Genomic DNA, 21,750 nt, shown 5'->3' with positions numbered 1-21,750 from the left:
GCCGCCCGCCCGCCGCCCGCCCGCGCCGCGCACACCGCCCGCGGCGCCGCCGGCGCCCGCGTCAGGACGAGCGCCGCTCGATCCGCCCGGCGAGCACCCCGGCCGAACGCAGCGCCCGCTCGAGCATCGCGTTCACCTGCTGCCAGTCGCTCTGCCGCCGCCCCGCGCCGATGCCCCCGCCCGACACCGCTGTGACGTGCCCGGCGTGCCGGAGCGTGATGGTGGTGGAGGTCCCCGAGACGGTCGTGGAGAGCTCGTACCGACGGAACTCCCGCGACGGGTGCACGAGCGCCCCGAGCAGGATCGTCAGCATGCGACTGCCGGTCGTCGCGGTGATGGTGCCGCCGGTGGACTCGACGTGGTGGCCGGCCTGCCGCAGTGCTGCGCCGGCGACCTCCATGGCGGTGCACCGGTCTCCTGTGTGCACGGCGAACTCGGTCGTCGCGTCCATCGTCGTTCCCCTCCCCGGAAGCCACGGTCCGGATCGTCCGGGCCGGCATCGGTTCCCCCGAACCGCGTGGAGCGAGCATAGCCGATGCATGCTCATGAAAGACAAGCCCCCAGACGCGCGTCGCTAGACTGCCGACGTGTCTGTGAACCCTGAGCTCGTCGGCAGGACGTTCCCGCCGGCCGCGCCCTACCTGGTCGGTCGTGAGAAGGTGCGCGAGTTCTCCCGCGCCGTGTTCGCGACGAACCCGATCCACCACGAGCCCGAGGCCGCGCGCGCCGCCGGTTACGACGACGTCGTCGCGCCGCCGACCTTCGCGGTGGTCGTGCAGGAAGCCACGCTCGCCCAGCTCCTCGCCGAGCCGGACGCGGGGATCGACTTCTCCCGCGTGGTGCACGGCGAGCAGGCCTTCGCTTACGAGCGACCCATCGTCGCCGGTGACGAGCTCACCGCGACCCTGACGGTCACGAGCGTGAAGACGTTCGGCGGCAACGCCATGGTGACCGCCGAGAGCACGATGAACGACGCCGCGGGGGAGCACGTCGTCACGGCGACCTCCACCCTCGTCGTCCGAGGAGACGACGCATGACCACCGCACCCGTGACCGCGCTCGAGGTCGGCACCGTCGTCGCCGAGCGCGAGGTCCACCTCACCCGTGACTCGCTCGTCCGGTACGCCGGAGCGTCGGGCGACTTCAACCCGATCCACTACCGCGACGACGTCGCCGCCGCCGTCGGACTGCCCGGTGTCCTCGCGCACGGCATGCTGACGATGGGGCTCGCCGTCCAGCCCGTCTCCGAGTGGCTCGGCGACCGCGGCTGGGTGGTCCGCTACGGCGTGCGCTTCACCCGCCCCGTGGTCGTCGACCCGGAGCAGGGTGCGACGGTCGGCGTCCTCGCGAAGGTCGGCACCGTCGACGACGAGGGCCGTCCCCAGCGCATCGACCTCACCGTGACCGCCGCCGGGCAGACCGTGCTCGGCAAGGCGCAGGTCACGGTGGCGTTCCGCTGACCGTGTCGGAGCCGGTGTTCGCCGACCTCACGACGCTGCGCGTCGGTGGTCCCGCCGCTCGTGTCCTGACGGCCACGACGACCGACGAGCTGGTCGACCACGCCACCGCGGCCTGGGGTGACGACGAGTGGCTCGTGCTCGGGGGCGGCAGCAACCTGTTGGTCGCCGACGACGGATTCGACGGCACCGTCGTGCTCGTCCGCACGATGGGTGTCGAGTACACCGCCGACGCCGACGGCGTCACCGTCCGGGTCGCCGCCGGTGAACCGTGGGACGCGTTCGTCGCCTCGACCGTCGACAACGGTTGGACCGGACTGGAGGCGCTCAGCGGCATCCCGGGGACCGTCGGTGCCGCCCCCGTGCAGAACATCGGCGCGTACGGGGTCGAGCTGTCCGACGTGCTCACCCGGATCGAGTTCCTCGACGCGTCGACGGGGGAGCGCACGTGGGTACCCGCGGCCGAGCTGGCGCTCGGCTACCGCACGTCGACGCTCAAGCACGGCCGACGCGGTGTCGTCCTGACGGTCGAGTTCCGTCTCGGCGTCGCGGACGCCGCGGGCGTCCCGGTGCAGTACGCACAGCTCGCCGGTTCGCTCGGCGTCGAGCTCGGTGACCGCGTCGCCCCGGCGGCGGTCCGGGCCGAGGTCCTCCGGCTCCGCGCCTCGAAGGGCATGGTGCTCGACGGGGACGACCACGACACGTGGAGCGCGGGGTCGTTCTTCACGAACCCGATCGTCTCCGCCGCGTTCGCCGAGACCCTGCCGACCGATGCGCCGCGCTGGCCCGCCGGCGACGATGTGAAGCTCAGCGCCGCGTGGCTCATCGAGCACGCCGGCGTGCACCGCGGGTACGCGGTGCCGGGCTCCCGGGCGGCGATCTCGTCGAAGCACACCCTCGCGCTGACGAACCGCGGGGGAGCGACCGCGGCGCAGGTCGCGGAACTCGCCCGCTACGTCCAGGTGACCGTCCTCAACCGCTTCGGTGTCTCGCTCGTGCCGGAGCCCGTCGTGGTCGGCGACCTCCTCGCCTGAGGCGGGGCGCGCCTCCCGGCCCATCCGTCGCACCGGGGCGGCACCCCCGGAACGACATCGCGCCCCGTCGTGACGGGGCGCGATGTCTCTGGCGAGGTGCGACCCCGCCCTGGGGGGGCTACGCGAAGAGCTTCGCCAGGCGGGCGACGCCCTCGGCGATGTCGTCGTCGCCCAGCGCGTACGACAGACGGAGGTAGCCGGACGGACCGAACGCCTCGCCCGGGACGACCGCGACCTCGGCGTGCTCGAGGATGAGGTCGGCGAGCTCGAGCGTCGTGGTCGGGGTCGAGCCGGCCCACTCCTTGCCGAGCAGTGCGGTGACGTCCGGGTAGACGTAGAAGGCGCCCTTCGGGGTCGGCGTGACGAAGCCCGGGATGGCGTTGAGCCCGTCGACGATGCTCTTCCGACGGCGGTCGAAGGCCTCGCGCATCGCGGTCACGGGCTCCTGCGGGCCGGTCAGTGCGGCGATGGCCGCCCGCTGCGAGACGTTCGAGACGTTCGACGAGAGGTGCGACTGCAGGTTCGACGCAGCCTTGACCGCGTCGGCGGGGCCGATGAACCACCCGATCCGCCACCCGGTCATCGCGTAGGTCTTCGCCACACCGTTGACGAGGATGGTCGTGTCGGCGAGGGCGGGGACGGCGTCGAGGATGCCCGTGAACCGGACGCCGTCGTAGACGAGGTCTTGGTAGATCTCGTCGCTGATCACCCAGATGCCGTGCTCGAGCGCCCACTCGCCGATGGCCTTCGTCTGCTCGGCCGTGTACACCGAGCCGGTCGGGTTCGAGGGTGAGCAGAACAGCAGCGCCTTGGTCTTCGGCGTGCGGGCCGCCTCGAGCTGCTCGACCGTGACCAGGTAGTCCTGGTCGCTGCCGGCGAAGACGTCGACGGGCACCCCGCCCGCGAGACGGATCGCCTCGGGGTAGGTGGTCCAGTACGGGGCGGGGAGGAGGACCTCGTCGCCGTCGTCCACGATCGTCTGGAACGCCTGGTAGACGGCCTGCTTCCCGCCGTTCGTGACGATCACCTGCGACGGGTCGACGGTGACGCCGGACTCCCGCGCGGTCTTCTCGGCGATGGCCTGCTTCAGCTCGGGCAGGCCCGTGGCGGGCGTGTACCGGTGGTTCTTCGGGTCCTGCGCGGCCTGCACCGCGGCGTCGACCACGTGCTGGGGCGTGGCGAAGTCGGGCTCGCCGGCGGCGAAGGAGATGACCGGCCGACCGGCGGCCTTGAGTGCCTTCGCCTTCGCATCCACCTTGAGCGTCGCGGACTCGGCGATCGCGGCGATGCGGGACGCGATGCGCGGCCGATCGGTGGGCGCGGCAGCGGGGTTGGCGGTGGACTCGGGGCCGGGGGCTTCGGTGCTCACGGTGGCCAGCCTACCGGCGCGGCACGCCGGAGCATCCGTCAAGTGGACACCGTGTGACGGACTCCCGTACACTCGACCACCGGAACACGGATCGGTGACGAGTCGTGTCCGAAGGGCGGTGGCTCAATTGGTAGAGCAGCGGTCTCCAAAACCGCAGGTTGCAGGTTCGAGTCCTGTCCGCCCTGCACATCTGGAAGGGTAGAAGTTGGCGAGCAAAGACATGGAGACGACGGCGGACGACGTCGTCGCCAAGGCGAAGCAGGACCGGGCTGAGCGCCGCGGCCCGTTCGCTGCCATCGTGCTCTTCATCCGCCAGGTCATCGGCGAGCTGCGCAAGGTCGTGACGCCGACCCGCAAGGAGCTCTTCAGCTACACGGGCGTCGTCCTGGTCTTCGTCGTCGTGATGATGGTCATCGTGTCGGTCCTCGACTTCGTGTTCGGTCTCGGCGTCGGGTACGTCTTCGGCAACGGGCCCACGGCCTGACCCGGACCTCGGCTGTCCTGGCCGTTCGCGGACAGGAGTACGGTCGCCCGAGACGGCGCCGATCGTGACCCGATCCGCCCGCCAACCCGATCCGCACCACCGAACGGAAAGAATCGACAGTGTCTGACAACTCCCGCGACGACATCGACCTCGCCACGGCTGCCGAGCAGTCCTCCGAGGTCGAGGAGAACCAGGAAGGCGACGTCGAGACCGGCGAGGAGCGTTCGGTCGAGTCCGCCGAAGAGCGCGCGATCGAGATCGAGGACGAGAACGACGAGTCGCTCGGCCTGAGCGACGAGCCCGACGACGGCACGGTCGACGCCAGCATCGACGAGGCGCTCACGGCCCTCCAGGAAGCGCGCGACCCGGAAGCGGACGCCGTCGTCGACGACGCTCTCGACGTGGACACCGCTGACGAGGCCGAGGCCGCCGTCGAAGCGGTCGAGGACGAGGAAGAGGTCGAGCTGGCCGAGGAGTCCGCGGCCGAGGCGAACGAGCTGCTCGCCGCCGACGAAGCCCTCGACGCCGCCGACGACGAGGCCGAGGTCGACCCGTACGAGGCGTTCAAGGCCGAGCTGCGCATGAAGCCGGGCAAGTGGTACGTCATCCACTCCTACGCGGGCTTCGAGCGCCGGGTGAAGTCGAACATCGAGAACCGCATGGTGTCGATGTCGATGGAGGACTACATCTACCAGGTCGAGGTCCCGATGGAGGACGTCGTCGAGATCAAGAACGGGCAGCGCAAGCTGGTCACCCGCGTCCGGATCCCCTCGTACGTGCTCGTCCGCATGGACCTCAACGAGGACTCGTGGTCCGTCGTCCGGCACACCCCCGGTGTCACCGGCTTCGTCGGGAACGCCCACAACCCCACGCCGCTCCGCTTCGACGAGGCGTTCGGCATGCTCAAGTCGCTCGTCCAGGTCGCCGAGGCGGCCCCGACCAAGGGTGGCGCGAAGGGCTCCGCCGGTGCGCAGTCGCAGCCGGCGGCCGAGGTCGACTTCGAGATCGGCGAGACGATCACGATCAAGGAAGGCTCGTTCGCGGGTCTGCCGGGTTCGATCTCCGAGATCAAGCCGGAGAGCGGCAAGCTCACCGTCCTCGTCTCGCTGTTCGAGCGTGAGACCCCGGTCGAGCTCAGCTTCGACCAGGTCACGAAGCTCTAGTACACTTATCGAGTTTGGCCCCGAGCGCTCCGTGCGTGCGGGGCTGCACCGCGGTCCGGAACGGCCTGACCAGCGGGAGAGTGCACGGGTCCCCGTGCGTTCGATTCCAGGAGGAAGACACAAGTCATGGCACCGAAGAAGAAGGTCACGGGCCTGATCAAGCTGCAGATCAACGCGGGCGCCGCCAACCCGGCACCCCCGATCGGTCCGGCGCTCGGTCAGCACGGCGTGAACATCATGGAGTTCTGCAAGGCGTACAACGCCGCGACCGAGTCGCAGCGCGGCAACGTCGTCCCGGTGGAGATCACCGTCTACGAGGACCGTTCGTTCACGTTCGTCCTCAAGACCCCGCCGGCAGCTGAGCTCATCAAGAAGGCTGCGGGTGTGCAGAAGGGGTCCTCGACCCCGCACACGGTCAAGGTCGCGAAGATCTCGATGGACCAGGTCCGTCAGATCGCCGAGACCAAGCAGGCCGACCTGAACGCCAACGACATCGACGCCGCCGCGAAGATCATCGCCGGCACCGCGCGTTCGATGGGCATCACGGTCGAGGCGTAAGCCCGACCGCCTCAGGCACACACCCCAACACCTTTCCGTGGGAGAGCCGCGCCGGCTCGTCAACCACGTAGCTCCCGAGGAGAACACCATGGCGAAGAAGTCCAAGGCCTACCAGGCCGCGGCCGCGACGATCGAGGCCGACAAGTTCTACACCCCCGCCGAGGCCGTCGCCCTGGCGAAGGAGACCGGTTCGGCCAAGACCGACTCCACCGTCGAGGTCGCGCTCAAGCTCGGCGTCGACCCGCGCAAGGCGGACCAGATGGTCCGTGGCACGGTCATCCTGCCGCACGGCACGGGCAAGACCGCCCGCGTCATCGTCTTCGCGGTCGGCGCTGCTGCCGAGGCCGCCATCGCCGCCGGTGCCGACGAGGTCGGTGGCGACGAGCTCATCCAGAAGGTCGCCGAGGGCTACACCGCCTTCGACTCCGCCGTCGCGACGCCCGAGCTCATGGGCAAGGTCGGTCGTCTCGGCAAGGTGCTCGGCCCGCGTGGCCTCATGCCGAACCCGAAGACCGGCACCGTGACCCCGAACGTCGCGCAGGCCGTCAACGACATCAAGGGCGGCAAGATCGAGTTCCGTGTCGACAAGCACGCCAACGTGCACTTCGTCGTCGGCAAGGCCTCGTTCACGCCGGAGCAGCTCGACGAGAACATCACCACGGCGCTCGAGGAGATCAACCGCCTCAAGCCGAGCGCGTCGAAGGGCCGCTACATCATGAAGGGCGCCGTCTCGACGACCTTCGGCCCGGGCATCCCGCTCGACGTCAACGCCATCTGATCCACTGATCAGTCCAGGAAGGACCCGCACCGGATTCGGTGCGGGTCCTTCCTCGTTGCGCCGGAGGTGTCCCGTTACCGTGGCCTCGTGCGCATCCTCGTGAACTCGCTCCGGCTGCTCGCGGTCATCGCCGTGGTGTCGGCGATCCTCGCCCAGTGGTTGGTCAGCTCGAAGCTGCCGAGCTACCACTTCCCGAACTTCTTCGGCTACTTCACGATCCAGTCGAACATCCTCATCGCGGTCGCGTTCGCCGCGACCCTCGTGGCCGCCGCGAGGCGCAAGCGGGGGGATCTCCGGCTGAGCCTGTTCCGCGGGGCGTCGACGGTGTACATCGCCACGACGGGCATCGTCTACAACACCCTGCTCGTCCACGCCGACGTGCAGACCTCGGTGCAGTGGTCGAACGACGTGCTCCACCGGATCATGCCGCTGTACGCGGTCCTCGACTGGCTGCTGTTCTCCGACCGTGGTCGACTGCTGCTGCGCCACGTGTGGTGGTTCCTCGTCTACCCCGCGGTGTGGCTCGTCGTCATCCTCATCCGCGGTGCCACGGACGGATGGGTGCCGTACCCGTTCCTGAACCCCGACCTCGGCTACGGGGTCGTCGCGCTGTACTGCCTCGGCGTGGCCGTCTTCATCGCGCTCATGGGCGTGCTCGTGATCGGGATGAGCCGCCTGCGCCTGGTGAAGGTCTAGTTCCGGAGACCGCGCAACCGGTCGAGCACCAGGTCGGCGAGCTGGATGAGGCCGCGGATCTGGTCGTCGTCCCGGTCGACCCACCGGCACTCGGGCTCGTCGGCGACGGGCACGAACCCGTCGTGGCGCTCCCAGACGAACAGGGTGCGGTCCGCTCCGAGCACGTACTGCTGCCACCAGATCTGGCGGAGGTAGTGGCGGGGGATGCTGCGCCAGGCCTTCGCGGTCGTCTTGATCTCGGCGAGCACGACCCGGGAGGACCCGTCGACCCCGACGCCGTCGGGCGTCGCGAGGTGCGCTCGGTTCGTGGCGGCGTGGAACAGGTGGGCGGAGGGCTGGATGCCGTGCGTGGCCGCGACCCAGGCGGCGATGACGGGCTCGCGTTCCTTGCCGTGCTCGGTGTAGGGATTGCCCGAGAACCGGGAGCCGTACCGCTTGTCCGTCACGACGGCGTCCACGGCGCGCAGCGAGGCGAGCCGGGCGACGTCGGTCGCGGTGATGCCCATGGCGCGGGCGCGGAGCCAGGCGACGCGGTCGGACGAGTGTGCGACGATCCGGCCGGTGTGCCCACGGAGGGCGGTGAAGGTGTCGTGCGCGACGGGAGCCGACGTGCCGGAGGCGGGTTGCGCCTCCAGGCCGGGGTCCAGGTCGCCCCACAGGGTGGGCTGCACGATCGTCACCCGTCGATTCTCACCCCGGGCACCGACGAGACGAAACCGACGCACCGACCACACGCAACCGACGACACGGAACCGACGCACCGACGACACAGAACGGACGCGCCGACGACACGGAACCGACGCCCCGGCGGTGCCGGTCACGAGACGAGCTGACGCCCCTCGGCGAAGGTCACGAGCTCGTCGACGCCGGCGGGGGAGAGCGCGTAGCCGATCGCCAGGGCGGCTGCCCCCTGCAGGGCTGCGTGGGAACCCGCACGCGACTGCGCGATCACGAGGTGCTCGGTGGCGAGCGGCATCGAGCGCGAGTACACGACCTCCCGGACGCCGGCGAGGAGGTGCTCGCCGGCCTGCGTGATCGAGCCGCCCAGCGCGATCACGGACGGGTTCATGAGCGACACGCAGGTGGCGAGGACCTCGCCGATGTCCCGGCCCGCCTGGCGCACGGCCTGGATCGCGTCGAGGTCGGAACGGTTCACGAGGTCGAGCACGTCCGCGCTGGTGTGCACGTCGTGGCCCTTCCCGCGGAGCCGTCGGGCGATCGCGGGCCCCGACGCCACGGCCTCGAGGCAGCCGGTGTTCCCGCAGTGGCACGGCACGTCGCCGGCGCTGGAGACGCGGACGTGCCCGATGTCGCCCGCGGTGCCCTGTGCGCCGCGCTGGAGCTCGCCGTCGGACACGATGCCGGAGCCGATGCCGGTGGCGACCTTGACGAAGAGCAGGTGGTCGACGTCGGGCCAGCCGTGCTCGCGTTCGCCGAGCGCGGCGATGTTCACGTCGTTGTCGACCAGGACGTGCGCGGCGATGTGGGTCCGGAGCCAGCCGGGCACGTCGAAGCCGTCCCAGCCGGGCATGATCGGCGGGTTCGCGGGGCGTCCGGTCGAGAACTCGACGGGTCCGGGCACCCCGATGCCGATCGCGATGACGTCGTCCCGTGCGCGTCCGACCTCGTCGAGCAGGTCGTCGATGGTCTCGACGAGCCAGGTGAGCGTCGGGACCGGTCCCGCGGCGATGTCGATCCGCGCTTCGCGGGTGGCGAGGGGTGCCGCGACGAGATCGGTGACGGCGACGCGGCCGTGCGAGGCGCCGAGGTCCGCCGCGATCACGAGGCGGGCGCGCGGTTTCAGTGCCACCTGGGCGGGCGGGCGCCCACCGGTGGAGGCGGCGGTGTCCACCGGTCCCACGAGTCCGACGTCGGTGAGGGCATCGAGGCGCACGCCGATCGTCGAGCGTGCGAGTCCTGTCAGTGCGGCGAGCTCGGCCCGGGTCCGCGGCACGCCGTCGCGGAGGATCTGGAAGAGCTCGCTCGTCCCGACCGGAGGCGACGCTGCCGTCCGAGTCAAGTCGACCATGTGGGGGAGTGAACCACACATCGAACGCGCCACGCAATGAAGTTCGTCGACTTTCTCCCGACTTCTGCTTGACCGCCGACAGAAGTGCTCGTAGTGTGACGCTCGGTCGATGTCGACCGCACCATCTCGACGAGGAGAACACCTGGTGACCCAACCGCTTTCGGTCCAGCTCTACACAGTCCGCGACGCCCTCGCTGCCGATCTCCCCGGCACGCTGCAGCGCATCGCCGGCATCGGGTTCACGAACGTCGAACTGTTCGGCTACGTGGACCGCGCCGACGAGTACGCGGCCGCCCTGAAGGACGCCGGCCTCGCCGCTCCGAGCGGGCACGCACGGCTGCTGGACGCGGGCGAGCAGGACCTCGAGCGCATCTTCCACGCGACGGCGACCACCGGCACCGGCACCCTGATCGACCCGCACATCGACGAGGCCCGGTGGACCACGCGCGAGGACGTCGAGGCGATCGCCCGCGAACTGAGCGCCCTCGCCCCCCGCGCTGCCGACCACGGCCTCACCCTCGGCTACCACAACCACGCGTTCGAGTTCTCGAACCGCATCGACGGCGTCAGCGCCTACGAGGTGTTCGCCGACGCACTGTCCGACGACGTCGTGCTCGAGCTCGACACGTACTGGGTGAAGGTCGGCGGCGACGACCCGGTCGCCATCATCGGCAAGTACGGCGACAAGGTCCAGTTCCTGCACGTCAAGGACGGCGACGGATCGCACGACGACAAGAAGCAGGTCGCCGTGGGCGACGGCGTGATGCCGATCCGCGAGATCATCGACGCCGCGCCGGACGCCCTCCACGTCGTCGAGCTCGACGACCACGAAGGGGACGTCTTCCAGGCCGTCACCGACTCCTACACGTTCCTCGAGGGGGCCCGCGCATGACCGACACCACCACCGTGACCAGCAGCGTCGCCGACGCGCAGCGCACCGGCACGACCAAGACCGGCCCGGTCGGCGTCGGCGTCATCGGCGCCGGGGTCATCTCCGACCAGTACCTGTCGAACCTCACCGTCTTCCCCGACGTCAAGGTCCACTTCATCGCCGACATCGACCTGTCCCGCGCAGCGTCGCAGGCGGAGAAGTGGGGCGTCGCCGGCTCGGGCACGGTCGAGGAGCTCCTGGCGAACGACGACGTCGAGATCGTCGTCAACCTGACCATCCCCGCCGCCCACGTCGAGGTGGCCCTGCAGGCCCTCGCCGCAGGCAAGCACGTCTGGGGTGAGAAGCCCTACGCCCTCGACCGTGAGAGCGCCGCACAGCTCCGCGACGCCGCGCTCGCCGCCGGCAAGACCGTGAGCGTCGCACCGGACACGTTCCTCGGCGCCGGCCTCCAGACCGCGCTCCGCACGATCCGCGACGGCCGCATCGGCAGGCCGCTGAACGGTCTGACGCTCTTCCAGAGCCCCGGCCCGGAGTCGTGGCACCCGAGCCCCGAGTTCCTCTTCGCCTACGGCGCCGGTCCGCTCTTCGACATCGGCCCGTACTACATCACGACCCTCGTGCAGACGTTCGGTCCGGTCAAGAAGGTCACCGCCACCGCGTCGAAGTCCCGCGCGACCAGGACCATCGGCTCCGGTCCGAAGGCCGGCACCGAGTTCCCGGTCGAGGTGCCGACGAACCACTCCGCGCTCATCGAGTTCGAGAACGGCGGGAGTGCGCAGAGCGTCTTCTCCTTCGAGTCCGACCGCGGCCGCACCGGCTTCGTCGAGATCGCCGGCGAGACGGGCACCGTGGTCTTCCCCGACCCGAACAACTTCGACGGGGACACCGAGCTGTACGCGCTCGGTTCGGAGGAACCCGAGACGATCCCCGCGGTGGGGTCCACGTACTCGCGCGGAACCGGCGTGGTCGACCTCGCCCGCTCCCTCCGCGCCGGTGAGGAGAACCGGGTCCCCGGCGCCCTCGCCTTCCACGTCCTCGACGTGATGGTCTCCATCGCCGAGGCGGCCGAACGTGGTGAGTCGGTGCTCGTCGAGAGCACCGTCGCACCCTCCCCGACCCTCCCCGAGGGCTGGGACCCCGCGGAGTCGACCCTGTCCTGACGGACGGGGACGACCCGCACCACACAGCAGCACCCGACAGCACGAACCGTTCCATCCCCAGCACCATCTCAACGACGAGAAAGTAGAGAGTCATGCGCACTGCCTTCCGCGCACTGGCCATCACCGCGGCCGCGGCACTCACCGTGACCGGCCTCGCAGCCTGCTCCTCCGGGTCGTCCGGCTCCTCCGGCGACTCGAAGACGCTCACCTACTGGGCGTCCAACCAGGGCACGTCGCTCCAGAACGACAAGGAGGTGCTGACCCCCGTCCTCAAGAAGTTCACCAAGGAGACCGGGATCAAGGTCAACCTCCAGGTCATCGGCTGGAACGACCTGCAGAACAAGATCCAGACCGCCGTCACCTCGGGCCAGGGCCCGGACGTGGTCAACATCGGCAACACCTGGGCGACGTCGCTCCAGGCCACCGGCGCCTTCCAGGAGTTCGGTGCCTCGGAGATGAAGGCGATCGGCGGCTCCGACAAGTTCGGCAAGGTCGCGCTGTCGACCGGTGGTGCGCCCGGCAAGACGGTCACGAGCGTCCCGCTCTACGGCCTCGCCTACGGCCTGTACTACAACAAGAAGATCCTCTCGGACGCCGGGATCACCCCGCCCACCACGTGGGAGGACCTGGTCAAGGACGCGAAGCAGCTCACCAAGGACGGGACCTACGGGTTCAGCCTCGCGGGTGGTTCGTACACCGAGAACGCGCACTTCGCCTTCATCACCTCGGCGCAGAACGGCGGCGAGTGGTTCGACAAGAGCGGCAAGCCGACCTTCACGTCGCAGGCGAACGTCGACGGGATCAAGCGCTACCTCGACCTCATGCAGGTCGCGAAGGCCGCCAACCCGTCGAACGCACAGTACGACAACGCGACCCAGTCGACCACGGACTTCGCGAAGAAGAAGGCCGCGTTCATCCTCAACCAGAACAACGCCAACGCGACCATCGAGTCCCTCGGCATGAAGGCCGACGAGTTCGGTGTCGTGGCGCTGCCAGCTCCGGCCGGCGCCAAGGACATCGCGTCGTTCCCGGCTGGCATCAACCTGTCGATCTTCAAGAACACGAAGAACAAGGACGGCGCGCTGAAGTTCGTCAAGTACATGACGAGCGCGGACACCCAGGCCACGCTCGACAAGCCGTACTCGGCGCTGCCGGTGCTCGCCTCGGCTGCTGACTCCGTCACGGACGAGCAGACGAAGACGTTCCTCGACATCTACAACAACAAGGCGAAGCCGCTCCCGCTGGTGCCCGCCGAGGACCAGTTCGAGTCCACGGTCGGCAAGGCGATGAACGACATGTTCGCCAAGATCGCGACCGGATCGACCGTGTCGGACAGCGACATCAAGTCCGCGCTGCAGACCGCCCAGGACCAGGTGTCCCAGGCGAACGGCTGATCCCGGCCAGGAGGCCCGGGTCGCGTCCGTCAGGACGCGTCCGGGCCTCCTCCCCCCACCCGGCCCGCGCGCCGGGAGTGAGCCGATCGGCTCACGCATGCCGTACCACCAGACCGCTGCCCCGGTCGTCGGTGCGAAGCACCCGATCCTCCTCCTGCCGAAAGGCCACCACCCATGTCCACGACGGTCCTGCCCGACTCGGAGCGCATCGACCTGACGCACACGAAGGCCCCGACCCTGTCGGGCCGTCCGCCAGGCCGCAAGCGCAAGACCAACTGGCTGCCGTACGCGCTCGTCGCGCCGGCCATCCTGTTCGAGCTGCTCATCCACATCGTCCCGATGCTCACCGGCATCTGGATCTCGTTCATCCAGCTCACCAAGTACTTCATCGCGAACTGGGGTGCGGCGCCGTTCGCCGGGCTGCACAACTACTCGATCGTGGTGGACTTCGACCAGGCGATCGGCAAGGGCGTCCTCAACTCGTTCCTCATCACCTGCGGGTTCACCGTGCTCGTGGTCGGACTGTCGTGGGTCTTCGGCATGGCCGCCGCCGTCGCGCTGCAGAAGCCGTTCAAGGGCCGTGGGCTCTTCCGCACCCTGTTCCTGGTGCCGTACGCGCTGCCGATGTACGCGGGCGTGATCACCTGGAAGTTCATGTTCCAGCGCGACTCCGGTGCCATCAACCACGTCCTCGTGGACCAGCTGCACCTGTTCAACGGCACCGGCCCGTTCTGGCTCATCGGCTCGAACGCGTTCGTCTCGGTCGTCGTCGTGGCGATCTGGAAGACCTGGCCCTTCGCCTTCCTCATGCTCATGGCCGGCCTGCAGTCCGTGCCCGCCGACGTGTACGAGGCCGCTTCGGTCGACGGTGCGAAGCCGTTCCGCCAGTGGCGTTCGATCACGCTGCCGATGGTCCGCCCGGTCAACGTGACGCTCGTGCTCGTGATGTTCCTCTGGACGTTCAACGACTTCAACACGCCGTTCGTCCTGTTCGGTTCGACCGCGCAGCCCCCGGCGGCGGACCTGCTGAGCTTCCACATCTACAACGCGTCGTTCATCACCTGGAACTTCGGCTCCGGCGCCGCGATGAGCGTCCTGCTCCTCATCTTCCTGCTCATCGTCACGGGCATCTACCTCGCCGTGACCAACCGGAGGTCCGTCCGTGCGTGAGACAGTCGGCGCCAAGTCGTTCAAGATCGTCACCATCGTCCTGCTGACGCTGTTCACGGTCGTCCCGCTCTACGTGATGATCACCACGGCGATCAAGCCGCTCGGTGACGTGCAGAACAACTTCACGTGGATCCCCACCAACATCACCTTCCAGCCGTTCATCGACATGTGGACCACGGTCCCGCTGGGGCAGTACTTCATCAACTCGCTCGTGGTCTGCACGGTCGCGACGGTGTTCTCGCTCATCATCGCGACGTTCGCGGCCTACGGTGTCTCGCGCTGGAACTTCAAGGGCAAGAGCACCTTCACCACCGCGGTGCTCTCGACGCAGATGTTCCCGGGCGTGCTCTTCCTGCTCCCGCTGTTCCTCATCTTCACGAACCTCGGGAACGCGCTCGGCATCCAGCTCGTCGGGTCGTGGACCGGCCTGATCATCACGTACCTGACCTTCACGCTGCCGTTCTCGATCTGGATGCTCGCCGGGTACTTCGAGACGATCCCGCGCGAGCTCGACGAGGCCGCGATGGTCGACGGCTCCGGCCCGATGGGTGCCCTGTTCCGGGTCATCCTGCCCTCGGCCCGTCCGGGTCTGGTCGCGGTCGGCATCTACTCGTTCATGACGGCCTGGGGCGAGGTGCTCTTCGCCTCGGTGATGACGAACGGCAACGGCCAGACGCTCGCGGTCGGTCTGCAGCAGTACTCCACGCAGACGAACGTGTACTGGAACCAGATCATGGCGGCGTCGCTCGTGGTGTCGATCCCGGTCGTGATCGCGTTCCTCGTCGTTCAGCGTCAGTTCGTGGCCGGTCTGACCGCCGGCGCGGTGAAGTAGCGCGGCCGACGGCTCAGCTGAGACTCGGGCTGGGCGACAGTCCTCGTGCCTCCGGGCACGAGGGACGTCGCCCAGCCCGAGTCTCGTGACGACAGGATGGACCCATGACCGACACCCGCGGGCGACGACTGCTGCCCGGACAGACCAGCCGTGTGCACGTGTACGACGTCCGGGCGCGGACCAGCAGGCTCGTGTTCGAGTCGGACACCGTGCTCGTCGAGGCGCCGAACGTCCTCGACCCCGGCACCCTCGTGCTGAACGGTCACGGGGACCTCTGGCTGCTGCCGCTGCCCGAGCCCGGCAGCGACGCCGTCCTCGACGAGACCGCGCTCGTGCCGGTGCCGATGGGCGGCGTCGACGAGATCAACAACGACCACGTCCTCGACCCGTCCGGGGACTCGATCGTGGTGAGTGCGCGGGACGGCGAGCTCTACCGCGTCCCGCTGCCCGCCGGCGGACCGGCGACGAAGATCACCGACACCGCCGCCGCGTTGCCGGTACGGCGGAAGTTCTACCTGCACGGCATCGCCGGCGACGGCAGCTCGCTCGCGGCGATCGTGGGGGAGCTGTCGGAGGACGACGTCTGGACGACCGACGTGGCCCTCGTCGACCCGGCCTCGGGTGAACCGTCGTTCCTGACCCGTGACGAGTACCCGACCGACGGCTGCTCGTTCGCCGGTGAGGTCCTCGTCTACAACACCGAACGCTGCAGTCCGGGCACGGCGCAGCTCGTCGCCCTGCGTCCCGGCGAGGCGGAGCCCACCCGGATCACCGCGGACGACCGGGTGAACTGGTTCCCGCACGTCTCCCCGGACGGCGCGCACCTGCTCTACCTCTCCTACGAGCCCGGCGTGCAGGGGCACCCCGCGGACCACCGGGTGGAGCTCCGGCTGCTCCCCGGTGCGCTCGTGCACGGCGCCCGGATCGCCCCCGTGCCGGAGACCCTCGTCGTGCTGGACGGCGGGCAGGGGACGGTGAACGTGCCGCCGTGGTCGCCGGACTCCGCCTGGTTCGCGTACTGCGACTACCCGGTGGCGGCTCGCGCCGACGCGTGAGTGCAGACGGGAGGCGCGGTGCACGCCGGGCGTGCACCGCGCCTCCCGTCCCGTTCCGGCGCGGTCGAGGCGCCTAGAGCTCGCGCACCTGCCCCTGCTTGATGTGGAGGCGGCGCTCGGCGCGCTTGGCCACCCACGAATCGTGCGTGACGATGACGACCGTCAGCCCGCGCTCCTTCCACTGCTTCTCGATGAGCCCCATGATCTCGTCACGGGTCGCCTCGTCGAGCGCTCCGGTGGGCTCGTCGGCCAGCAGTACGCTCGGGTTCTTGACGAGCGCCCGGGCGATCGCCACGCGCTGCTGCTGACCGCCGGACAGCTCCGCCGGCAGGTGGTCGAGCCGTTCACCGAGGCCCACCTCCTGCAGCGCGGCCGTGGCCCGCGAGCGGATCTCGGCGCGGGAACGGTTCGCGAGGGACCCGGCGAACGCGGTCTCGACGTTCTCCAGAGCCGTCAACGTCGGGATGAGGTTGAAGCTCTGGAACACGAACCCGATCTCGGTCGCCCGCAGGTCGGTGAGCGCTCCGTCGCCGAGCGTCGCCACGTCCCGGTCGCCGAGGTGCACCGAACCCGTGCTCGGACGGTCGAGCGCGCCGAGCATCTGCAGCAGCGTCGACTTGCCGCCGCCGGTCGGACCCTGCACCGCGACGAGCTGGCCCTGGGGGATGGTGAGGTCCACGCCGGTCAGCGCGGTGACCGTCCGGTTCTTCTGCGCGTACGTCTTCGTCACGCCCTGCAGACGGTAGATCGGACGGGAGGCGCGGTCCGCGTCCGACGCGGAGGGTGCGGTCTCGATGCTGGTCACGGTGGCTCCTGTCGGGTGCGTGGTCGGGTGGGGTCCTGCGGTGTGGTCGGTGCTCGTCGGGTCGGACATCAGGCCACGCTCCGGAGCGCTTCGGCCGGCCGGAGGCGGCTGGCACGCCACCCGCCGAGTGCACCGGCGATCAGGCCACCGAGGATCGCGAGACCGATCGCCAGGAGGATGACCTCGACGGTGACGGGCGCGTGCAGCACGACGTCCGTCGTGGCGGCCGTGCTGGCCCGGCCGGCGCCGAAGCCGCCTGCCGGTGCCCCGGCTGCACCACTGCCCGCTGCGGCGGACGCGGCACCGCCGGGGAAGCCACCCGCCCCCGGACCACGGCTCGTGCCCGAGGAGGCGCTCGCCGAGATCGTCGGCGAGATGACGTTCACGACGAGGATGCCGATGAGCCCCGCTGCGGCGCCGATCACACCGCCGATGAGGCCCTGCACGAGCGACTCGCCGGCGACCTGGCGCGTGATGCGGCCGTTCGACCAGCCGATCGCCTTGAGGGTGCCGAACTCACGGGTGCGTCGCGTCACGCCGGAGATGGTGAAGAGGATCGCGATGAGGAACGCCGCCGCGAGGACGACGATCGACAGCCAGGTACCGAGGTTCGAGACGAGGCTCGACGCGGTGCTCAGCGAACCCGAGACGCTCGAGGCGAGGTCGGACTCGGTGGAGACCGTCGCGCTCGTGAGCTTCGCCTGCAGCGCGGACTTGATCGCGGAGACGTCGGACGAGGACTCCGCCGAGACGTAGATCGAGGTCACCTTGCCCGCGTTGTCGGACAGGGTCTGCGCGGTGTCGAGCGGGATGTACGTGTTCGAGCCGGTGGTCGAGGACGACCCCGTGGACGAGACGATGCCGATGACCGTGAAGTCCTTGCCGCCGATCGAGAGCGTGTCACCGACCGCCTTCGACTCGCTCTTCGCGTAGCTCGCGTCGAGCACGACCACGTCCTTGCCGGCGTCCTTCGCGGTGAAGGTGCGGCCCTTGCTCAGCTCCGTGCTGGTGAGGGGGCCGACGGCGTCGCCGGTGACCGGGATGCCCGTGACGGTGAACGAGTCGACGCTGAACGAGCCGCCGCCGAAGCCGCCGCCGCCCTCGGTGCCGCCGCTCGGTGGGCCCTGCTGCGTCGAGGAGCCGCTGCTGCCGCTGCTGCTGCCGGACTGCTGCTTGACCTGGCCGGAGAACGTCGTGTCCTCGAGGGTGAGGACGCCCGTCGCCGCCTTGACGCCGCTGGTGCTCGTCACGGTCTTCACGTCCGCTGCGCTCAGCGTGCTCGACCCCCGCGACACGGCCAGACGGGACTGGGAGAGGTCGGTGGAGCTGCCGCTGCCGGAGCCGGAGCCGCTCTGGCTGCCGAAGTCGAAGCTCGGACGGCCGGTGCTCGAACCCGTCGGGGTCTCGGTCTTGGTCACGGTGATGTCGGTGCCGACGCCGTACACGGACTGCAGCACGCTCGCCTGCGCGGCCTTCACGCCGCCCGCGATCGAGGACACGATGACCACGAGGGCGATGGCGAGCGCCATGCCGATCGCGATGATGACGGTCTGCTTCTTGCGGTTCGTGAGTTCGCGCCTGAGGTAGGTCAGGAACATGGTTCTCCTCGGTGGTGCCCGGCTGGGGTCACCGCGCCGCGCAGAACGCACGGCGGGGCCGACGAGGAGAACCTAGGCATCGGACCAGTGACCGACACTGCACGTTCCTATGAGCTGGCTAAGCGCCCGTCAGCCGGCGTCACCGTAGGTGCGCCGCAGGTGCTCGGCGTACCCGCCGGGTGTCCGCCCGTCGAAGCGTCCGCTCGTCACCACGGGCAGGTCCGTCGTCGCGTCGATCCGGAAGCCCAGGGCACGAGCTCGCTCCACCAACCGGACGTCCTCGTGCTCCGGGACGGGGTCGAACCCGCCGAGTGCGACCGCGACGTCCCCGCGCACCCCCAGGTTCGCCCCGTGCACGTGGCCGAGGGTCGAGCCGGGCGGGTGTGCGAGCGTCCAGCGGGCGAGGACGACCGGGTCGAGGTCCTCCGGGTCCGGGACCACCGCGCCGACCAGGACGTGCGCCCCGGCGGCGAACGCGTCGGCCTGCTGCACGAGCCACCCCGGGTCGACGCGGGAGTCGGCGTCCGTGTGCGCCGTCCACCGGGACGCGGGTGCCGGACCGGCAGCGAGCGCGGTCGTCGTGCCGATCGACCGCGCACGCCCGACGCCGACCCGTGGGGTCGCCACGACCGTGAGCGCCACCGACGACCAGAGCGGATCGGCGTCCCGCGCTGCCGCGAGGGCGCCGGCCGTGCCGTCCGTGCACCAGTCGAGCACGACCGTCACGGCCACGGCGACGTCCGGGTGCTCCCGGTGCGATGCTCGGACGGCACCGGCGAGGGCGAGCACGCAGGCGCCGATCCCGTCCGCTTCGTCGTGGGCCGGGACGACGACGTCGATCCGCGCCGGCAGTGTCACGGAGCGAGCCCCTCGGCGGTCGCGGGGGCGACCACCGCCGGACCGGGCAGCACGCTCAGCACGAAGTCCGGCTCGACGTGCCGCACCAGTGCCGGACGGGGCCAGCGCTCGGCGAGCCGGGCGTCGACGGCGTCCCCGCTCGTCACCGCCTCGTCGTCGGGGTGCCGCCAGTGGCAGGCGACGAGCACGCCGTCGTCGTCGAGGGACGCGAGCACGCGGTCGATCGTCCGGTCGAGGTCGGCGGGGGAGAGGTAGTACCCGACCTCCGACAGGACCACCAGGTCCCACCGGCCCACCGGCCATTCGTCGGGGAGCGCCGCCCGCACGAACCGGGCGAGCGGGGCACGGGTCCGCGCGCGTGTCAGCGGCGCCTCGGAGATGTCCGTGCCGAGGACCGCGTCGGCGCGCTCGGTCAGCGCCGCCGTCAGGACGCCGGTCGAGCAACCGAGCTCGAGTGCCGACCGGTACCGCTCACGGGGCAGTGCCGCCAGGGTCACGGCCCGCTTCCGCCGCTCGTACCAAGAGCCGTCGAAGTCCCACCCCTCGGGCTTCCGGCGGTAGTGCGCGTCGAAGGACTCCCGCGAGCGCGAGCGCTCCGGCGCGAAGAACCACTCGGTCTCGCCGAGGTGGTGCGCGGCGTGCCGGTCGTCGACGACCGCCTCGTCGCCGGGCGCCGGGGAGAGCGGCCGGGTCTGCGACGAGTACGCGGCCAGCGCGGCACCCTTCCGCTCCCGTGCGGTCGTGGTCAGCGTCAACCCACGAGCCCGGTGCCACGGCGCCGCGGGGTCGACTGGGTCGTCCCAGTGCCAGGTCCAGATCGGGTACGCCAGCAATCCGGTGCCGGCGGAGCGCCCGACGACCTCCTCTGCGACCTCACCCGCGATGCGATGGTCGCGGTGACCGTCCCCACGCCACGGAGCGACCACGAGCACGGGACCGTCCGCGCCGTCGACCGCGTGGGACAGCGCTGCACGGAGCACCTCCGCGTGTTCACGCAAGCCGCCGTCGGGAACGTCGAGCACCTCGGCCGTCGCATCGGCGTTCAGGATCCCGAGTGCGGCGCGGAACTCGGCGTCACGCACGGCGATCAGCCGCGACGGGCTCGTCGTGGGGGAATCGGGGTGGGAGCGCTCGCCGCGGGTGACGAGCAGCACGTGCACCGGCAGGCCCGAACCCGCGGCGGTGGCGATCAGGCCGCCTGCGCCGAGGGTCTCGTCGTCGGGGTGCGGCGCGACGACCACGAGCGAGGCGATGCCGTCGAGGGACACCCGCGGCGCGGACACCGACGCGGTGAAGGCTGTCCACGCGGCCGGGTCGGTGCCGGGCTCGCGGTGGTCGAAGCTCACCACCGGGCACCTCCGTGCTGGACGACCTTGCGTCCGATGCGGGCGAGGTCCCGTTCCCCGTGGTCCTGCAGCACGTAGAGCTCGAGATCCGCGACCCGGGCGGCAACCGCGGCGTCGGACGCGAGTGGACCGGGGCCGACCGTCCGGACCACTCGTTCCCGGACGGCGTCCACCGACCGGCGGACCCGCGACCGGACGACCTGGGCGAGCAGCGACCAGTCGGTCTCGTCGTCCGGTGTCGAGGCGTCGATGCGCGCGGCAGCGTCCGCCAGGGCGTCCTCGGCGTCCCGGAGGTCGGCGACCGTCGCGCCGAGCGCTGCCTGCAGCAGCTCGGACTCCGGTCGGGACACGGCGAGGTCCCGCAGGACCCGGGCGAGCCCGACCGCTCCGCCCCACCAGCACGCCGCGACACCGATCCCGCCCCAGGCGAACCCCGGACGGGTGAGGTACCAACCCGGAGCGCCGACCGGCAGGGCCCGGACGCCCGCGAAGTCGACCGGCCCGCTCGGCACGTCCGGCATGCCGCGGGCGACCCACGCCTCGTCGTGGACGGTGACCCTGGGCTGCCGGAGATCGACCGCGAACAGCTGCCGATCGTCGCCGACGTGCGCCGTCACGAGCGCGTGCGAGAGCGTCGATGCCAGGGAGCACCACGGCTTCGTCCCCTCGAGCACGGCGGACTCGCCGTCCACCGCGGCGCACAGGCGGACCCCGGGCGCTTCGGCGGCGAACACGCCCCAGGTCGACCCGACCGGGGCGTCGGTGCCGGCCTGCGTGAGGATCGCGAGGGCGTCGAGGTGCGGCTCGACCGTGCGGGCGGTGGCCACGTCCGCCGCCGCGACCGCGGCGAGCGTGGCGAAGGACCCGCCGGCCGTGCCCGCGGACAGGAGCGGGGCGGTGGCGGTGAGCGCCTGCGCGAACGCGAGCCGGTCCGACCGAGCGGAGCCGAGCCTCCTGGCCGAGCGCTCGACCCCCTCGGTGTCGACGTCTCGTGCGGACGCGGGCCAGGCGGAGGATTCGAGCACACTGCCACCGTACTGACGCGTCACCGAGTTCTTGACCGGTGATCCACA

The 21,750-nt window shown here is 70.4% G+C and carries 23 protein-coding genes and 1 tRNA gene; 15 read left to right on the top strand and 9 right to left on the bottom strand.

The window, feature by feature from the left end; all coding sequences use genetic code 11:
* Positions 1-61 precede the first annotated feature (61 nt).
* Positions 62-451: a hypothetical protein gene (locus tag ACTJKO_RS09505; RefSeq protein WP_440688008.1), complete on the bottom strand. Its 390-nt coding sequence runs from the start codon at positions 449-451 to the stop codon at positions 62-64.
* 136 nt (positions 452-587) lie between these two features.
* Between ACTJKO_RS09505 and ACTJKO_RS09500 the strand changes: the two genes are divergently transcribed.
* The 3 genes from ACTJKO_RS09500 to ACTJKO_RS09490 are packed head-to-tail and all read left to right on the top strand — an operon-like array spanning position 588 to position 2,490.
* Positions 588-1,037 carry an FAS1-like dehydratase domain-containing protein gene (locus tag ACTJKO_RS09500; RefSeq protein ID WP_440688006.1) on the top strand — a complete coding sequence of 150 codons (450 nt, stop codon included), beginning with the start codon at positions 588-590 and terminating at the stop codon, positions 1,035-1,037.
* Entirely contained in the window at positions 1,034-1,459 is a 426-nt protein-coding gene (locus tag ACTJKO_RS09495) for a MaoC/PaaZ C-terminal domain-containing protein (protein WP_440688004.1), read from the top strand. Before ACTJKO_RS09500 ends, ACTJKO_RS09495 begins: the two co-directional genes overlap by 4 nt.
* A 14-nt stretch (positions 1,460-1,473) precedes the next feature.
* A complete protein-coding gene (locus tag ACTJKO_RS09490; RefSeq protein ID WP_440688002.1) occupies positions 1,474-2,490 on the top strand; it encodes a UDP-N-acetylmuramate dehydrogenase in 1,017 nt (338 codons plus the stop codon).
* Positions 2,491-2,608: 118 nt separating this feature from the next.
* Here the strand turns inward: ACTJKO_RS09490 and ACTJKO_RS09485 are convergent, their stop codons facing one another.
* Positions 2,609-3,790: a pyridoxal phosphate-dependent aminotransferase gene (locus ACTJKO_RS09485; RefSeq protein WP_440688024.1), complete on the bottom strand. Its 1,182-nt coding sequence runs from the start codon at positions 3,788-3,790 to the stop codon at positions 2,609-2,611.
* A 181-nt stretch (positions 3,791-3,971) separates the two neighbouring features.
* Between ACTJKO_RS09485 and ACTJKO_RS09480 the strand changes: the two genes are divergently transcribed.
* The 6 genes from ACTJKO_RS09480 (at position 3,972) to ACTJKO_RS09455 (ending at position 7,538) form a co-directional block, all read left to right on the top strand.
* Positions 3,972-4,044, top strand: a tRNA-Trp gene (locus tag ACTJKO_RS09480).
* A gap of 35 nt (positions 4,045-4,079) precedes the next feature.
* On the top strand, positions 4,080-4,343 hold the full coding sequence (gene secE / locus ACTJKO_RS09475) for a preprotein translocase subunit SecE (RefSeq protein ID WP_440688022.1): 264 nt from the start codon (positions 4,080-4,082) through the stop codon (positions 4,341-4,343).
* 119 nt (positions 4,344-4,462) lie between these two features.
* Positions 4,463-5,506, top strand: coding sequence for a transcription termination/antitermination protein NusG (gene nusG, locus ACTJKO_RS09470; protein WP_440688000.1), 1,044 nt, complete (start codon positions 4,463-4,465; stop codon positions 5,504-5,506).
* Between the two features lie 126 nt (positions 5,507-5,632).
* Positions 5,633-6,064 (top strand): 50S ribosomal protein L11, encoded by a 432-nt coding sequence (gene rplK / locus ACTJKO_RS09465; RefSeq protein ID WP_079236584.1) that lies wholly within the window; start codon positions 5,633-5,635, stop codon positions 6,062-6,064.
* Between the two features lie 88 nt (positions 6,065-6,152).
* Entirely contained in the window at positions 6,153-6,842 is a 690-nt protein-coding gene (rplA, locus tag ACTJKO_RS09460; protein ID WP_440687997.1) for a 50S ribosomal protein L1, read from the top strand.
* Positions 6,843-6,929: 87 nt separating this feature from the next.
* Positions 6,930-7,538 carry a Pr6Pr family membrane protein gene (locus ACTJKO_RS09455; protein ID WP_440687995.1) on the top strand — a complete coding sequence of 203 codons (609 nt, stop codon included), beginning with the start codon at positions 6,930-6,932 and terminating at the stop codon, positions 7,536-7,538.
* On the opposite strand, the gene ACTJKO_RS09450 is transcribed toward ACTJKO_RS09455, so the two are convergent.
* Together ACTJKO_RS09450 and ACTJKO_RS09445 are read right to left on the bottom strand one after the other, a co-directional pair.
* Complete coding sequence (locus tag ACTJKO_RS09450) at positions 7,535-8,218, bottom strand: YqaJ viral recombinase family protein (RefSeq protein ID WP_440687993.1); 684 nt, start codon at positions 8,216-8,218, stop codon at positions 7,535-7,537. The genes ACTJKO_RS09455 and ACTJKO_RS09450 overlap by 4 nt on opposite strands.
* Before the next feature lie 137 nt (positions 8,219-8,355).
* Entirely contained in the window at positions 8,356-9,567 is a 1,212-nt protein-coding gene (locus ACTJKO_RS09445; protein WP_440687991.1) for an ROK family protein, read from the bottom strand.
* Positions 9,568-9,712: 145 nt separating this feature from the next.
* Here ACTJKO_RS09445 and ACTJKO_RS09440 point away from each other — a divergent pair, with 145 nt between their 5' ends.
* The 6 genes from ACTJKO_RS09440 to ACTJKO_RS09415 all read left to right on the top strand — a co-directional run bounded on the left by ACTJKO_RS09440 (position 9,713) and on the right by ACTJKO_RS09415 (position 16,070).
* A complete protein-coding gene (locus ACTJKO_RS09440; protein ID WP_440687989.1) occupies positions 9,713-10,459 on the top strand; it encodes a sugar phosphate isomerase/epimerase family protein in 747 nt (248 codons plus the stop codon).
* Positions 10,456-11,619: a Gfo/Idh/MocA family protein gene (locus ACTJKO_RS09435; RefSeq protein ID WP_440687987.1), complete on the top strand. Its 1,164-nt coding sequence runs from the start codon at positions 10,456-10,458 to the stop codon at positions 11,617-11,619. The genes ACTJKO_RS09440 and ACTJKO_RS09435 overlap by 4 nt, the downstream gene beginning before the upstream one ends.
* 92 nt (positions 11,620-11,711) lie before the next feature.
* On the top strand, positions 11,712-13,013 hold the full coding sequence (locus tag ACTJKO_RS09430; protein WP_440687985.1) for an ABC transporter substrate-binding protein: 1,302 nt from the start codon (positions 11,712-11,714) through the stop codon (positions 13,011-13,013).
* 174 nt (positions 13,014-13,187) lie between these two features.
* Complete coding sequence (locus tag ACTJKO_RS09425; protein WP_440687983.1) at positions 13,188-14,183, top strand: carbohydrate ABC transporter permease; 996 nt, start codon at positions 13,188-13,190, stop codon at positions 14,181-14,183.
* A complete protein-coding gene (locus ACTJKO_RS09420; protein WP_440687981.1) occupies positions 14,176-15,015 on the top strand; it encodes a carbohydrate ABC transporter permease in 840 nt (279 codons plus the stop codon). The genes ACTJKO_RS09425 and ACTJKO_RS09420 overlap by 8 nt, the downstream gene beginning before the upstream one ends.
* A gap of 104 nt (positions 15,016-15,119) precedes the next feature.
* The gene (locus tag ACTJKO_RS09415) at positions 15,120-16,070 is read left to right on the top strand and encodes a TolB family protein (protein WP_440687979.1); all 951 of its coding nucleotides are present in this window, start codon (positions 15,120-15,122) and stop codon (positions 16,068-16,070) included.
* Positions 16,071-16,143: 73 nt separating this feature from the next.
* On the opposite strand, the gene ACTJKO_RS09410 is transcribed toward ACTJKO_RS09415, so the two are convergent.
* The 5 genes from ACTJKO_RS09410 to ACTJKO_RS09390 form a co-directional block, all read right to left on the bottom strand.
* Entirely contained in the window at positions 16,144-16,818 is a 675-nt protein-coding gene (locus ACTJKO_RS09410; protein WP_440688020.1) for an ABC transporter ATP-binding protein, read from the bottom strand.
* Between the two features lie 125 nt (positions 16,819-16,943).
* Positions 16,944-18,473: an ABC transporter permease gene (locus tag ACTJKO_RS09405; RefSeq protein ID WP_440687977.1), complete on the bottom strand. Its 1,530-nt coding sequence runs from the start codon at positions 18,471-18,473 to the stop codon at positions 16,944-16,946.
* A gap of 129 nt (positions 18,474-18,602) precedes the next feature.
* Complete coding sequence (locus tag ACTJKO_RS09400) at positions 18,603-19,331, bottom strand: glycosyltransferase (protein ID WP_440687975.1); 729 nt, start codon at positions 19,329-19,331, stop codon at positions 18,603-18,605.
* Positions 19,328-20,677: a PIG-L family deacetylase gene (locus tag ACTJKO_RS09395; protein ID WP_440687973.1), complete on the bottom strand. Its 1,350-nt coding sequence runs from the start codon at positions 20,675-20,677 to the stop codon at positions 19,328-19,330. Before ACTJKO_RS09395 ends, ACTJKO_RS09400 begins: the two co-directional genes overlap by 4 nt.
* Positions 20,674-21,702, bottom strand: a complete 1,029-nt coding sequence (locus tag ACTJKO_RS09390; RefSeq protein WP_440687971.1) for an acyl-CoA dehydrogenase — start codon at positions 21,700-21,702, stop codon at positions 20,674-20,676. The genes ACTJKO_RS09395 and ACTJKO_RS09390 overlap by 4 nt, the downstream gene beginning before the upstream one ends.
* Positions 21,703-21,750 lie beyond the last annotated feature (48 nt).

The organism is Curtobacterium sp. 22159, from assembly GCF_052045775.1.
GTDB lineage: Bacteria > Actinomycetota > Actinomycetes > Actinomycetales > Microbacteriaceae > Curtobacterium.
The sequence above is the reverse complement of the archived record's forward strand: the minus strand, read 5'-3'. Positions and strand labels throughout refer to the sequence as shown.

Coding starts and splice junctions, on each gene's coding strand:
- ACTJKO_RS09505 (WP_440688008.1), bottom strand. CDS start 451: ATGGACGCGACGACCGAGTTCGCCGTGCACACAGGAGACCGGTGCACC.
- ACTJKO_RS09495 (WP_440688004.1), top strand. CDS start 1,034: ATGACCACCGCACCCGTGACCGCGCTCGAGGTCGGCACCGTCGTCGCC.
- secE (WP_440688022.1), top strand. CDS start 4,080: ATGGAGACGACGGCGGACGACGTCGTCGCCAAGGCGAAGCAGGACCGG.
- rplK (WP_079236584.1), top strand. CDS start 5,633: ATGGCACCGAAGAAGAAGGTCACGGGCCTGATCAAGCTGCAGATCAAC.
- rplA (WP_440687997.1), top strand. CDS start 6,153: ATGGCGAAGAAGTCCAAGGCCTACCAGGCCGCGGCCGCGACGATCGAG.
- ACTJKO_RS09445 (WP_440687991.1), bottom strand. CDS start 9,567: ATGGTCGACTTGACTCGGACGGCAGCGTCGCCTCCGGTCGGGACGAGC.
- ACTJKO_RS09435 (WP_440687987.1), top strand. CDS start 10,456: ATGACCGACACCACCACCGTGACCAGCAGCGTCGCCGACGCGCAGCGC.
- ACTJKO_RS09430 (WP_440687985.1), top strand. CDS start 11,712: ATGCGCACTGCCTTCCGCGCACTGGCCATCACCGCGGCCGCGGCACTC.
- ACTJKO_RS09425 (WP_440687983.1), top strand. CDS start 13,188: ATGTCCACGACGGTCCTGCCCGACTCGGAGCGCATCGACCTGACGCAC.
- ACTJKO_RS09415 (WP_440687979.1), top strand. CDS start 15,120: ATGACCGACACCCGCGGGCGACGACTGCTGCCCGGACAGACCAGCCGT.
- ACTJKO_RS09405 (WP_440687977.1), bottom strand. CDS start 18,473: ATGTTCCTGACCTACCTCAGGCGCGAACTCACGAACCGCAAGAAGCAG.